We start from the raw sequence: 13,951 nt of genomic DNA on the forward strand, positions 1-13,951 counted from the left end.
GCTGGGAGCCGTGCCGGTTCAAAACGCCAGTTTGTAGCCGATCAGCACCAGCATCGTGGCCAGGCACGGGCGCAATACTTCGTCGGAGATGCGACCGGTCAAATGGCTGCCCAGGTAAATCCCCGGCAGCGAACCGATCAGCAAGTAACCCAGCACGTGCCAATCCATGTTGCCCATGCTCGCATGGCCCAGGCCGGCGACCAGAGTCAGGGGAACGGCGTGGGCGATTTCCGTGCCGACGAGGCGCCGCGTCGGCAGCAGCGGATAGAGGATGAACAGCGCCACAGTGCCGAGGGCGCCGGCACCAATCGAGGTCAGCGCGACCATGGTGCCGAGGACCAGGCCAGTGATGACCGTCAGGACATTCAGCCGCGAACCGCTGGGATTGTATTGGCCGCCCGCTCGTTTGTGGGCGAAATCGAGCAGGCGTTTCTTGAAGAAAATCGCCAGTGCCGTGGCAAACAACACAAAGCCCAGCGCCTGTTTGATGACGGCGTTCATCGCATCGGGGGAAGTCTGCAAACTGCTGAGGAACCACAGCGTCAGTGCTACCGCCGGCACGCTGCCGAGGGTCAGCCAGCCGGTAATTGCCCAGTCGATGTTGTTGTTCTTGCGATGCACCAGCACACCGCTGGATTTGGTAATGGCCGCGTACAGCAAGTCGGTGCCCACCGCCGTGGCCGGGTTGATACCGAACCAGAGCAGAATCGGGGTCATCAACGAACCACCGCCCACGCCGGTCATGCCGACGATGAAGCCCACGACCAATCCTGCTACCACCAACCCGAAGTTAACGAAATCCATTAACACGCCCGCACAAAACGCATGAAAAAACTGGCCCGCAGCATAGCGATTTTTCTTATAACCACTTATATCGATGCGGACTATCGTTATTCCACAACACGCCATTCTCTCTGTATGAACTTAATTTCCTGTGGGAGCGAGCTTGCTCGCGATGAGGCCGTTTCATCCAGCAATGATGTTGCCTGATACACCGCCATCGCGAGCAAGCTCGCTCCCACAGGGGATGTGCTGGTGAGGCGGATCTACTGCACCGGCAAGAAATTCAAAAACAGCAAGCTCTGCGCATAGTTCAGGCCGATCCGCCGGTAGCGCTCATCCAGCATCTGCGTCAGCAGGTCCAGCCGCGCGACGATCTTGCCGAACTCCACGGCAAAACTCAGGTTGCTGCCCTCCTCGGAAATTTCGTTGGAGAACAGCAAGGGTTCGCCGTGTTTATTTTGCCGCTGGCTCAGGATCCAGGTGGCTTTCTCGATGTTGCGGGCGGCGTTGCTGACGAAGGTCGGGTTGATCGCATCGGTCATGTAGAACTCAAGACGATTGCCGTGGGCCGTGACCAGCATGCTGCCGATGGCATAGATAAAGGCGCCGACCCGGTCGCCGAGAAACTCCGGGCTCATGGCATAACTCAGCGCCGCCAGGTCTTTCTTGCCACCGAGGGTGGGCAACGGCTGTTGTTGTTCGATGGCCAGGCGCACTTGCTTTCCTGCGGTGCGGGCGTCGAGGAAGCCGGACTTTTTCAACTCGTCCGGGTTGCGCAGGTAGAGCTTGCTCATCAGCAAGTAGAGGCTGTCGAGGTTGTCGCGCATCGCCAGGGTCGCCATGCGGTCGACGCTGGTCTGGAGGAATTCCTGGGGCCTGCCTTCACGAAACTGGCTGACGATGTCGCTGCCCTGTTGCTGGCTGCAACCGCTGGCGAAGAGCATCGACAGGCTGGCCAGCAGCAGGCATTGGCGACGTATTGACGACGTGAAGCAGGGTAAAACTCGAGCCATGGATGCTTGAACTTGGGTGTTGGCCGACGGTGGGGATCGCCGCAGGCTGGCCAAGGATAGAGCCGCCAAAGCTGAAAAAGTGCAGTGCCGACTGATCACCGGCCTCATTTTGTAGCAGCTGCCGAGCAGCGCGAGGCTGCGTTCGGCTGCGAAGCAGTCGTCAATTCAGGTACTGCGGTCTAACAGGTAAACCGCGCGCACAGGATTTACAACTGCTTCGCAGCCGAACGCAGCCTCGCGCTGCTCGGCAGCTGCTACAAAGCCCGGGCATTTAGTCATACTTTTAATGGTTTTTATCGAACAATCAGCTATAAATCTTCTAAAGTTGAATATTTAGTATGACTACTAGATATTTTACTGCCCTATGAAAACAACAATAAGGAAGGTCAACCATGCTGCAATCCCGACACCTGCTCTCTGGCCTTGGACTGTCCCTGATGATCGCCACCCTCCCCACTCAAGCAGCTGGCCTGTCCAGCGAACACAAAGCGTTCGGCAAGACCAACGACGGCACACCCGTCGAGCAATACGTCCTGCGCAACAGCCATGGCCTGCAAGCCACGATCATTACTTACGGCGGTATTTTGCAGTCGCTGAAGGTGCCGGACAAAAACGGCAAGCTCGACGACGTGGTGCTGGGTTTTGACGACGTTCAGGGTTATCAGAGCGGCACCGCGTACTTTGGCGCGACCATCGGGCGTTTCGGCAATCGCCTGGCCAACGGCGCGTTCGAACTGGACGGCAAGCGTTATCAAGTGCCGCTCAATGACGGTTCCAACTCGCTGCACGGCGGCCCGCAGGGGTTTGACAAACATGTGTGGAAAGCTCAGCCGAGCAAAGGCAAGGATTCGGTGGGCGTGACCCTGACGTACCTGTCGGCGGACGGCGAAATGGGGTTCCCCGGCAACCTCAAAGCCGAGGTGACCTACAGCCTCACCGAGAACGATGAGTTGCGCATCGAGTACAAGGCCAGCACCGATAAACCGACCGTGCTGAACCTGACCAACCACAGCTATTTCAACCTCGCCGGCGCGGGTAACGGTGATGTGCTGAAACAGCTCGTGACCCTGCATTCGACCCACTACACACCGGTCACCGCCAAGCTGATCCCGACCGGCGAACTGGCCCCGGTCGCCGGTACGCCAATGGACTTCACGCAGCCCACCGCCATCGGTAAAAACATCAGGGCCGATCACCCGCAACTGAAATTCGCCGAGCCCAAACAGGGTGGCTTCGATTTCAACTGGGCACTGGACGCCAAGGGTGACGTGGGCAAACTGGCCGCCGATGTCAGCGACCCACTCTCGGGGCGCCGCTTGCAGCTTTACACCACCGAACCCGGCGTGCAGTTCTACACCAGCAACTTCCTCGACGGCACGGTCAAGGGCAAGGGCGGCAAGGTTTATCCACATTGGGGCGCGTTTACCCTGGAGACTCAGCACTACCCCGACTCGCCGAACCAGCCGAACTTCCCATCTACGCGACTTGATCCGGGCAAGACTTATACCCAGAGCACCGTGCTGAAATTTTCTGCTAACTAACCATCCGACATCGCGCGGCCATGTAGCAGCTGCCGAGCAGCGCGAGGCTGCGTTCGGCTGCGGAGCAGTCGTAAAAATCAGGCAACCGGTTCTTTCAGGAAAACCGCGTAAACCGGGTTTACGACTGCTCCGCAGCCGAACGCAGCCTCGCGCTGCTCGGCAGCTGCTACCACACGTCTACGGAACCACCGAGGTATTTTGCTGCCAACTAATGAGCACTTATCGATTCGGAATAAGGAGGTTTTCATGCGGACCCTCGAATTGGCCGGCGTCAACGTATCGGTCATCGGCCAAGGCACCTGGCGCATGGGCGAAGATCCATCGCAACACCGCCAGGAAGTCGCCGCGCTGCGCCTGGGCATCGAGTTGGGCATGACCCTGATCGACACCGCGGAGATGTACGCCGAAGGCGGCGCGGAGCAAGTGCTGGGTGAAGCCATCGCTGGTCTGCGCGACAAGGTTTTCCTGGTCAGCAAGGTCTACCCGCACAACGCCAGCCGCAAAGGCATCCCCCAGGCCTGCGAACGCAGCCTGCGGCGTCTGAATACCGATTACATCGATTTATACCTGCTGCATTGGCGAGGCCAGTATCCGCTTGAAGAAACCGTCGAAGCCTTCGAACGCCTGCGTGAAGACGGCAAGATCGGCCGTTGGGGCGTGTCCAACTTCGACGTCGATGACCTGGAAGAATTGAACTCACCCGCCTGCGCCACCAATCAGGTGCTGTACAACCTGGAAGAGCGCGGCATCGAATTTGACCTGCTGCCATGGTGCCAACAGCACCAGCAGCCGTTGATGGCATACTGTCCCATCGGTCAGGGAGGAACGATGCTGGCCCATCCGGCACTCAAACAGATTGCCGCCCGTCACACCGTGACGCCGGCTCAGGTAGCACTGGCATGGATTCTGCGACAGACGGGCGTGATCGCCATCCCCAAAGCGGTCAAACCTGAACATGTGCAACTGAATGCGCAGGCCGCGCAATTGCGGCTCGAAGACGAGGATCTGAAGGCGCTGGACCACGCGTTTCACGCGCCACAACGAAAGCACCGGTTGGCCATGGTCTGAGCCATCGCGGTACTGTCAGAGGGCTTCTGCATGAGAAGCACTGATCAGCTCGACGCCTTTAATTTGCCGCGTTTTATCCAGGCTCAAGACCCTGTGTACAACCGGGTTCAAGAAGAACTGCGCGCTGGCCACAAACGCAGTCACTGGATGTGGTTCATCTTCCCGCAGTTCGCCGGGTTGGGCGGGAGCGAGATGTCCCGACACTTTGCCATTCGCTCCATCGAGGAAGCCGTGGCTTATTTGAATCATCCGCTGCTGGGTTCACGATTGCGCACCTGCACGCAACTGGTGCTGGACATCGAAAAGAGCACTATTGCAGGGATATTCGGCCATCCCGACGATCTCAAGTTTCACTCCTCCATGACGTTATTCGCCCAAGTGGCGCCCGCAGACAACCTCTTCAACCAGGCGCTGGATCAGTACTTCCACGGCATTCTGGACGACTGGACGCTGGTGCTGCTGGACTCAAAACAGGCCCAGTTGCCCACCAATCAAGGTTGAGAAGTCGTCATCCACGAAGGGCAGAATTGCATCCGCGACCGGCTGCAGTTGTCGGGTGACGTAATGGTCGTAGTCGATGGGCGCGCTGCGAATCTCCAGCGGCTCGGGCCCGGCGACGCTGATCACGTAGCTGATCCAGCCACCATTCTGGTATTGCCGCGGGCGGCCCTGCTGGTCGTTGTAGTCATCGGCGATCCGCGCCGCGCGAACATGGGGCGGCACGTTGCGTTCATAGTCATCCAGGGTACGGCGCAGGCGCTTGCGGTAGATCAGGCGATCATCGAATTCACCGGCCAGGGTTTTGCGCACGTAGTCACGCACGTAATCCTGATACGGCTTGCGATGGAAGATCCGCGAGTACAGCTCCTGCTGGAATTGCCGGGCCAGCGGCGACCAGTCGGTGCGTACGGTTTCCAGTCCCTTGTAGACCATTTCCTCGGTGCCATCGGCGCGGGTGACCAGCCCGGCGTAACGCTTCTTGCTGCCCTCCTCGGCGCCGCGAATGGTCGGCATCAGAAAGCGTTTGTAATGAGTCTCGAACTGCAATTCCAGGGCGCTTTCCAGCCCGTACTCCTGCTGCACATGTTCGCGCCACCACTGGTTGACGTGGTCCACCAGCGCGCGGCCGATCTGCGCGGCTTCTTCCTGGCCGTGGGCGCGACGGAGCCAGACGAAGGTCGAGTCGGTGTCACCGTAAATCACCGTGTGCCCTTGGGCTTCGATCAACTGCCGGGTGCGCAGCATGATCTCGTGGCCGCGCAAGGTGATGGACGAGGCAAGGCGCGTATCGAAGAAGCGACAGCCGCTGGAACCGAGCACGCCATAGAAGGCGTTCATGATGATTTTCAGTGCTTGCGACAGCGGCGCATTGTGTTCGCGCTTGGCAGTCTCGCGGCCTTCGGCCACACGAGCGACGATCGCCGGCAGGCAATGCCGGGTCCTGGAAAAACGCGCGCCACGGAAACCCGGCACGGACTCGCTGTCGTCGGGATGCTGCAAGCCTTCGATCAGCCCGACCGGGTCGATCAGAAAGGTGCGAATAATCGACGGATAGAGGCTTTTGTAGTCGAGCACCAGGACCGACTCGTACAACCCGGGTTGCGAGTCCATGACAAAACCGCCGGGGCTGGCCTGCGCGGGCTTGTTCCCAAGATTGGGCGCCACGAAGCCCTGGCGGTGCATCAGCGGCATGTAAAGGTGCGTGAACGCGGCCACCGAACCGCCGCTGCGGTCTGCCGGCAAACCGGTGACGCTGGCGCGCTCCAGCAGGAAGGTCAGCAGTTCGGTCTTGGCGAAAATCCGCGTCACCAGTTCGCAGTCCTTGAGGTTGTACGTGGCGAGCGCCGGTTTGTCCTCGGCGAACATGCGGTTGATTTCGTCCATGCGCTGATACGGCGTGCTGATTGCCTTGCCCTCGCCGAGCAGGGTTTGCGCGACGTTTTCCAGGCTGAACGAAGGAAAGCTCCAGGTCGCCGAGCGCAGGGATTCGATGCCGTCGATGATCAACCGGCCGGCGGCCGAGGCGAAGTAATGGTTGCGGCTGCCGTGTTCGCGCCATTGCATTTCTTCGCCGCCACGCCCCAGTTTCAGCGGTACGCCCAGCTGCCGGGCGTGTTGGTGCAGCACACGCAGGTCGAACTGCACGACATTCCAGCCGATGATCGCGTCGGGGTCATGGCGGGCGAACCAGTCGTTGAGCTTTTTCAGCAGCACGGTCCGGGAGTCACAGTATTCGAGCTGGAAATCCACCTCGCTGTCGTCGCCAATCGGCGGGCCAAGCATGTAGACCTGGCGCTCGCCGCAGCCTTCCAGCGCAATGGAATACAACTCGCCCTGAGCGGTGGTTTCGATGTCCAGGGACACCAGCCTGAGGTTGGGCCGGTAGTCGGGGGCCGGTTTCATTTGCGCGTCGAGCAGCAAGCCTTCGGCGCCTGGCGTGCCACCGAACAGGACGGGCGCGGTGATGAAGCGCTCCATCATGTAGCGTTCCGGCGGGCGCACATCGCCTTCGAACATCTCGACGCCTGCTCTGCGCAGCGCGGTTTCCAGGCGCATCAACTGAACATGTTGCTGGCAATACAGGCCGAGTACCGGGCGGTGTTCGAAATCCTGAAGGGCCAATGGTTTTAGCTCGACATTTTTTTCGCCACGCAAAACTGCCTCGGCGTGCTCGCGCTGGGCTGCCGGGATGAAGGCTACCGACGGTTGATGAGGCAGACGGATACGCTGGGGACCGGTGTCGGTCGCCAGCCAGAACTCGACTTGCGTACCGGCCGGGGTGTCGCGCCAATGCCGGGTCAGGACAAAACCCTGCTGTAAATCCACCACTGCAACCTCAAGATTTGATTCAGGCGGCAATTCTACGCGTCATTGCGGGGGATAGCCCCATCGAGAGGTGGACGCACTCCCTGTGGAAGCGAGCCTGCTCGCGATAGCGGACTTTCAGCCAACATCATTCTGAATGTGAAAACGCTACCGCGAGCAGGCTCGCTCCTACAGGGATTGAGTTGAGCCCATTGATCAGGGGATAACTGTGGAATACTTCAGGTTTACCGAAGAAAAACCGCCCAATGACGTTTTTTGAGCGTTATCTGCCGCTTTGCGCCTTGCCCTCAGCGCCTGGGTCTACGATTCTTCAATAACAACGACAACACCTGAGAAACCGCCATGAAAACCGTCGCCCAACTGCTGAAGTTAAAGGCTGAACAGAATCATGAAGTCCACATCATCGCGCCGCATCAAATGGTGCTGGAAGCTCTGATGGTCATGGCCGCGAAAAACGTCGGTGCCTTGCCGGTCGTGAAGAATGGCGAGGTGGTCGGCATCATCAGCGAACGTGATTACGCACGCAAACTCGTGCTCAAGGGCCGCTCCTCCGTCGGTACGCCGGTCGAAGACATCATGGTGTCGCCGGTCATTACCGTGGACACCCATCAAACCGTCGAAACCTGCATGGGCATCATGTCCGACAAACGCCTGCGGCACTTGCCGGTGGTGGAAAACGGGCAGTTGATCGGGTTGTTGTCGATCGGCGACCTTGTCAAGGAAGCCATCGCCGAACAGGCTGAATTGATTCGCCAGTTGGAGCAGTACATTCGCGGCGAGTAATTCGGAAACACCACATATCCCTGTGGGAGCGAGCTTGCTCGCGATGGCGGTGCTCCAGTCACATTGATGTTGAATGTGCTACCGCTATCGCGAGCAAGCTCGCTCCCACAGGGATTGGGGGTTTTCTTAAGATGGCCAATGCCGGGCGAAGACCGGGGCCAATGTGGGGTGGTGGTCGATTCGCGTCAGCCACGCATAAAAACCCGGTCGGGCATTGCGCAGATGCTCGCGACTGCCTGCCCATCGCGTTACAACCGCGGCCAGCACATCCAGCGCGCCGGGCGTCTCGTCGTCCAGGTACAACTCGCCCGAGAACTGATCGGCAAACACCTCCCAGCTCCAGTGCAACCGTCGGCGGGCGCCGGCCATGAGGTTTTCCATGGACGCTGCATCCGCGTCGACTAGCCAGCGCTCGGGGTAATCGATGATGCCGATGGCCGTGTAGCAATTACTGACGATGTAAACCAGGCCGCGAATGGCCTGATCACGCTCGGCTGGCATGGTCGACAGCAAGTTCGACTCAGGAAACGCGAGCCCCAGATGAATCAGGATCGCCGCGCTCTCGGTCAGAATGCTGCCGTCGGGCAGTTGCAGCGTGGGAATCTGCTTGAGCGGGTTGAGCTTCTCCAGCGCTGTGGCGGCCTCGGGAGACGATTCAACGTCGATGAAGCGGTAAGGGATTTCACAGAGTTCGAGTGCGGCCTCTATCGCGGCGGCGCCGGAGTTCTGGTGTCCGTAGAGCTGATACATGATTCGGCCCCCCTGGCGAGACAAGAATATAGTCAGTAGAGGCGCCGCCTGCCGGCCTCGTTCCGTGCCCCTGCGAATATCGTGACGCTGAGCGCTCTAACCCAGTGCCGCAAGCAACTCCGCCGTCGTGACAATCGAATGGGCATAGGTCGGCCCGTTGATCTCATGGGCGGCGTGCATCGCCTCTGCACTGAAGGCCGCCGTGGCATCGCGCACCAGCGTCACGTGATAGCCCAGTTCGGCGGCGAACCGGGAGGTGCTTTCGATGCAGGTATTGGCGAGCATCCCCACCACCACGACCTTGTCGATCCCGTGTTGTTTGAGCAGGTAGTCCAGATCGGTGTTGGCAAAACCGCTCCCACCCCAGTGTTCCTTGACGATCACGTCACCGGACTCGGGCTGGAAGTCCGGGTGCCATTCCCCGCCCCAGGTTCCAGCGGCAAACACTTGCGCATGGCTGGCACCTTGTTGATAGGGGCTGGGGTGTTTCCAGCGCGCCAGTTCATCGGGTTCGGCGCGGTGATGCGGAACGTAGAAAACCTGGATGCCGGCCTTGCGAATGGCCGTCACCACGGTCTTCAGGTTGGCCAGCGTGCCCACGCTGTCAGCCACCGGCTGAGCACGGCCATGAAGTTTGCCGCCCTCGCTGAGGAAGTCGTTGTAAGGATCCACCAGCAGCAGGCCGGTGTGGGCGGGAACATAGGAACTGGCATTCATGATCGACTCCTCAAGGCAAAGGCACGCACCAGCTAACCAGTGTAGAAGCGTCGATCGCCCCGACCGAGGCCATCCGACGACTGAACCATCACGCCCACGTGGGGGGCATCGTTCTACCTATCATTGCCGTCGATGTTCACCATCACCTCAATGAAGTTCTCATAAAAAATCCGCGGCGTAAGATCGGCTCCATACCAAAACAACTACACCCCGGAGCACAAAATCATGAAACGCCAAATCCTTCTCAGCATCGCTTTCTCGGTTTTCGCAGTTAACGCTTTCGCCGCTTCCTCTGCTCACCCGGTTGTCGCTGAAGGCGGCTCGGATCGTCTGATTGAAAGTCGTGTGGCTGAGGGTGGTTCGGATCGTCTGATCGAAAACCGCGTGGCTGAAGGTGGTTCGGATCGTCTGATCGAGAACCGCGTTGCTGAAGGTGGTTCGGATCGTTTGATTGAAAACCGCGTTGCCGAAGGTGGTTCGGATCGTTTGATTGAAAACCGCGTTGCCGAAGGTGGTTCGGATCGTCTGATCGAAAACCGCGTCGCTGAAGGTGGTTCTGACCGTCTGAACGAAAGCCGCGCTGTATAAATGAATGGTTTTACCGCGGTACTCAATGAAAAACCCGGCCTCATCCGCCGGGTTTTTTTACGCCTGCAATCATCGGAAACTAATGCGCCAAGAACGCAGCCTCGTTTCACTCGACAGCTGCTACAAAGGCTTTGCATTCCCCTGTAGCAGCTGTCGAGTGAAACGAGGCTGCGTTCTTTTGATCTTCAATTCCCCTTGGCCATGCATCGCTGATAACGCTCATCGACCCGCTTGGCGAACCACGCTGTCGTGAGTTTTCGGGTGATTTTCGGACTTTGCAGCACGATCCCCGGCAACACCGCCCGAGGCAACGACCGACCTTCCGCCTTCTCCGCCAGGTCGAACACCCGCGTATAAAGTTGGGTGTCCTCGAACTGAAGGTTTTTGCCCTCCTCCAGTTGATCCCGAATGGTCGTATTGCGCATGCCCAATTGCTTGCCAAGGGTGCGCACCGCCAACTCGGTGGTGCCCGGCATGATCGCGTCGTAACGGACCAGATCGCCGTCCAGCGCCAAAGAGATGCCTGACGCACGACTTACCGCGTTCTGAAACGCCGCATTGCGGCTGGCGTACCAACCGGCATTGAAATCGGCGAAGCGATACAGCGGCTTTTTGTAGCTCACCGGGTACCCGAGCAAGTGGGCGATGCCGAAGTACATGCCACCGCGACGGCTGAACACTTCACGGCGGATCGAGCCTTCAACTGAATACGGATAATCCCGCGCCTGTTGCTCGGCGAAGTCGATGCTGACCTGCATCGGCCCACCGGTGTGCACCGGGTTGAGCCCTCCAAACAAGGTCCGCCCCATGGGCACAATGCCGATGAAGTCATCGAAAATGGCGCTGAGTTCTTTTTCGCTGCGCGCCGCATTCAGCCGGTCGCTGTAACTTTTACCGTTGGATGAACTGACCTGCAGTGCACCGCTGACCAGCAGGCTGGGGATATGCACTTTGGCGGCGCGACGGTCGATCTCTTCGCGGGCGATCTTGCCCAGGCCCGGCACGGGTGGGTCGACCTGGAAGGTCGACTCTTGCTCGGTGACCGCAAGTACCGAACACAGGTTTTGCGTGGACGGATAGATGTTCTGCGCGGCAAATGCGGCGTAGATGTCCGTCGCCCAGCCTTGGCGGTCAACGGTTTTGGCCGGCAGCAGGCGCACGATCTCAGCCTTGACCTCGGCGGGTTTGCGGGCCGGCAATTCCTGAGTGCGCTGGGAGCCGCAACCGGCCAGAACCAGCAATGCCGCGACACTCATGATCAATCGATTGGCTTGCATGGTGCTCCATCAACTCTGCTGAACCAGGTTAACCATACGATCAATGGCATGGCGCAGGCTATGACTGCGGCTGAAACGCCCCGTTCCGTAGCAGCTGTCGAGCCTGCGAGGCTGCGTTCGGCTGCGAAGCAGTCGTCAATTCAGGCACTGCGGTCTTTCAGGTAAACCGAGTGCGCAGGATTCACGACTGCTTCGCAGCCGAACGCAGCCTCGCAGGCTCGACAGCTGCTACAGAGCACGCCGCCAGTTGTGTAATGACAAACTGATTGCGCAACGTTACCGAGAAAAACTATCATTCGCGCCTGGAGTCGCATTTGCGCAAGGAGTTCCCGCGCCGTCACTTTCTTTTTTCTCACCGGCGGCGTGCCGTCAGGAATGAAACATGACTACTCCAGCCCGACTCGGCGCCCCTTTTCGCCCGACACTCCTCGCCTTGTTTTGCTCCCTGTCCGTGACTGCCTACGCCGCAACGCCGGCCACCGCCCCCGAAAATGAAGGCAAGTCGCTGGTGCTGGACGAAGTGAACATCAACGCCCTGGCCCCATCCCCTTCTGCCCTGCCCCCGGTGTTTGCCGGCGGTCAGGTGGCGCGCGGCGGGCAACTGGGCGTGTTGGGCAATCAGGACATCATGGACGTGCCGTTCAGCGTCTCGTCCTACACCGAGCAGCTGATCCAGGATCAGCAGGCCGAAACCGTCGGCGACGTGCTGCTCAACGATTCATCGGTGCGCCAGGCCACCGGTTTTGCCAACCAGGCGCAGGTGTTCGTGATTCGCGGCCTGCCGCTCAATGGCGATGACATTTCCTATAACGGCCTGTACGGCGTACTGCCGCGGCAGATTATTTCCACCGATGCGCTGGAACGCGTCGAAGTGTTCAAAGGCCCGAACGCGTTCATCAACGGCGTGACCCCGACCGGTTCCGGCATTGGTGGCGGTGTGAACCTGCAACCCAAACGCGCCGGCGACGTGCCGTTGCGCCGTTTTACCACCGACATCAGCAATGACGGCCGGGTTGGCGAGCACCTGGACATCGGTCAGCGTTTCGGCGAAGACAACCGCTTCGGCGCCCGGATCAACCTCGCCCAGCGCGAAGGCGACACCGCCGTCGACGACGAGAACCAGCGCTCCAAACTGTTCGCGATCGGCCTGGATTATCGCGGGGACGCACTGCGCCTCTCCGGCGACTTCGCTTACCAGAAGCAACGAATCAACGGCGGGCGCAACTCGGTGTTCCTCGGCACCGCGACGCACATCCCGGACGCGCCGTCGGCCGACACCAACTACGCGCCGAAATGGGGCTTCACCGAGATCGAAGACACCTTCGGCATGCTGCGCGCCGAATACGACCTGAACGACAACTGGACTGCCTACGCCGCGGGCGGCGCCAAGCACACCCGTGAAACCGGTCGCTACAACTCGACCACCCTCGTGGGCAACGACGGCACCGCCACCACCACCGGTTCGTTCATTCCCCATGACGAAGACAACAAAAGCGCCATGGCGGGCCTGAACGGTCGCTTCCAGACGGGCCCTGTCAGCCACAAACTCAATTTCGGCCTGGCCGGGATCTGGACCGAGCAGCGCAGCGCCTTCGACTTCGACCTGACCCGCTACCCGAACAACATCTACCACCCGGTTGAAACGCCGGCGCCACAGGGCGGTTTCGATGGCGGCGACCTGCACGACCCGGGCATCACTGGCAAGACCTTCGTGCGCAGCGGTGCGGTGTCCGACACCCTGGGCTTCTTCGATGACCGCCTGCTGCTGACCGTCGGCGTGCGTCGCCAGCAGATGGTGGTTCAAGGCTATGGCTATGCCGACTACGGTTCCGGCAGTCGCACCTCGTCCTATGACGAATCGATCACCACGCCGGTCTACGGCATCGTGTTCAAACCGTGGGACCACGTGTCGTTCTACGCCAACCGGATCGAAGGCCTGGCAAAAGGCCCGACGGCACCGACATCAGCGGGTGGCCGTGTGGTCGTCAATGGCAATGAAGCCTTTGCTCCGGCGCGGTCGAAACAAATCGAAGCCGGTGTGAAAGTCGACATGGGCACCTACGGCGCCAGCCTCGGTGTGTACCGCATCGAGCAACCGGCCGACGGTTTTACACAAGTCGTCGACGCCACCACAGCGGTCTTTGTGCGTGAAGGCGAGCAGGTCAATAAAGGCGTCGAGCTGAACGTCTTCGGCGAGCCGATCGAAGGCCTGCGCCTCATCAGCGGCCTGACCGTGATGGACACCGAACTGAAGAAAACCGCAGGCGGACTCAACGACGGCAATCGCGCCATCGGCGTGCCGACCTTCCAGTTCAACGCCGGCGTGGATTGGGATGTCCCGGGCCTGCAAGGGGTCGCGCTGGACGCACGGATGCTGCGCACCGGCGGTCAATACGCCGATGCCGCAAACAACCTTAGCCTGCCGACCTGGAATCGCTTCGATGCCGGCGCCCGTTATGCCTTCAAAGTCTCGCAGAAAGATGTGACCCTGCGTCTGGGCGTCGACAACCTGACCAACGAAAAATACTGGGAATCGGCACTGGGCGGTTACTTGACCCAGGGCGAACCACGGGTAGCGAAGTTGTCCGGCACCATCGACTTCTGA

At 59.9% G+C, this 13,951-nt stretch carries 12 protein-coding genes; 6 read left to right on the plus strand and 6 right to left on the minus strand.

Annotated elements, in window-relative coordinates:
* Positions 1–18: 18 nt before the first annotated feature.
* Together ACYZT6_RS17140 and ACYZT6_RS17145 are read right to left on the minus strand one after the other, a co-directional pair.
* On the minus strand, positions 19–804 hold the full coding sequence (locus tag ACYZT6_RS17140; RefSeq protein ID WP_438662115.1) for a sulfite exporter TauE/SafE family protein: 786 nt from the start codon (positions 802–804) through the stop codon (positions 19–21).
* Positions 805–1,046: 242 nt separating this feature from the next.
* Positions 1,047–1,796, minus strand: a complete 750-nt coding sequence (locus ACYZT6_RS17145) for a hypothetical protein (protein WP_462027913.1) — start codon at positions 1,794–1,796, stop codon at positions 1,047–1,049.
* Positions 1,797–2,188: 392 nt separating this feature from the next.
* On the opposite strand from ACYZT6_RS17145, the gene ACYZT6_RS17150 reads away from it, so the two are divergent.
* The 3 genes from ACYZT6_RS17150 (at position 2,189) to ACYZT6_RS17160 (ending at position 4,906) form a co-directional block, all read left to right on the plus strand.
* Positions 2,189–3,337, plus strand: coding sequence for an aldose epimerase family protein (locus ACYZT6_RS17150; protein ID WP_462027914.1), 1,149 nt, complete (start codon positions 2,189–2,191; stop codon positions 3,335–3,337).
* 246 nt (positions 3,338–3,583) lie between these two features.
* Positions 3,584–4,405: an aldo/keto reductase gene (locus ACYZT6_RS17155; protein ID WP_462027915.1), complete on the plus strand. Its 822-nt coding sequence runs from the start codon at positions 3,584–3,586 to the stop codon at positions 4,403–4,405.
* Positions 4,406–4,435: 30 nt separating this feature from the next.
* The gene (locus tag ACYZT6_RS17160; protein ID WP_462027916.1) at positions 4,436–4,906 is read left to right on the plus strand and encodes a DUF1810 domain-containing protein; all 471 of its coding nucleotides are present in this window, start codon (positions 4,436–4,438) and stop codon (positions 4,904–4,906) included.
* On the opposite strand, the gene ACYZT6_RS17165 is transcribed toward ACYZT6_RS17160, so the two are convergent.
* The gene (locus ACYZT6_RS17165; RefSeq protein ID WP_462027917.1) at positions 4,871–7,231 is read right to left on the minus strand and encodes a DNA polymerase II; all 2,361 of its coding nucleotides are present in this window, start codon (positions 7,229–7,231) and stop codon (positions 4,871–4,873) included. The genes ACYZT6_RS17160 and ACYZT6_RS17165 overlap by 36 nt on opposite strands.
* A 342-nt stretch (positions 7,232–7,573) precedes the next feature.
* Between ACYZT6_RS17165 and ACYZT6_RS17170 the strand changes: the two genes are divergently transcribed.
* Positions 7,574–8,014: a CBS domain-containing protein gene (locus ACYZT6_RS17170; protein WP_131059904.1), complete on the plus strand. Its 441-nt coding sequence runs from the start codon at positions 7,574–7,576 to the stop codon at positions 8,012–8,014.
* A gap of 126 nt (positions 8,015–8,140) precedes the next feature.
* Here ACYZT6_RS17170 and ACYZT6_RS17175 read toward each other — a convergent pair whose 3' ends face one another.
* The gene (locus ACYZT6_RS17175) at positions 8,141–8,764 is read right to left on the minus strand and encodes a glutathione S-transferase N-terminal domain-containing protein (RefSeq protein WP_462027918.1); all 624 of its coding nucleotides are present in this window, start codon (positions 8,762–8,764) and stop codon (positions 8,141–8,143) included.
* A gap of 96 nt (positions 8,765–8,860) precedes the next feature.
* A complete protein-coding gene (locus tag ACYZT6_RS17180; protein WP_462027919.1) occupies positions 8,861–9,481 on the minus strand; it encodes a cysteine hydrolase family protein in 621 nt (206 codons plus the stop codon).
* A gap of 225 nt (positions 9,482–9,706) precedes the next feature.
* Between ACYZT6_RS17180 and ACYZT6_RS17185 the strand changes: the two genes are divergently transcribed.
* The gene (locus tag ACYZT6_RS17185; RefSeq protein WP_462027920.1) at positions 9,707–10,069 is read left to right on the plus strand and encodes a hypothetical protein; all 363 of its coding nucleotides are present in this window, start codon (positions 9,707–9,709) and stop codon (positions 10,067–10,069) included.
* 185 nt (positions 10,070–10,254) lie between these two features.
* On the opposite strand, the gene ACYZT6_RS17190 is transcribed toward ACYZT6_RS17185, so the two are convergent.
* The gene (locus ACYZT6_RS17190; protein ID WP_462027921.1) at positions 10,255–11,346 is read right to left on the minus strand and encodes a DUF1615 domain-containing protein; all 1,092 of its coding nucleotides are present in this window, start codon (positions 11,344–11,346) and stop codon (positions 10,255–10,257) included.
* A 382-nt stretch (positions 11,347–11,728) separates the two neighbouring features.
* Here ACYZT6_RS17190 and ACYZT6_RS17195 point away from each other — a divergent pair, with 382 nt between their 5' ends.
* Complete coding sequence (locus ACYZT6_RS17195; RefSeq protein WP_462027922.1) at positions 11,729–13,951, plus strand: TonB-dependent receptor; 2,223 nt, start codon at positions 11,729–11,731, stop codon at positions 13,949–13,951.

The sequence above is a fragment of the Pseudomonas sp. RT6P73 genome, assembly GCF_054897715.1.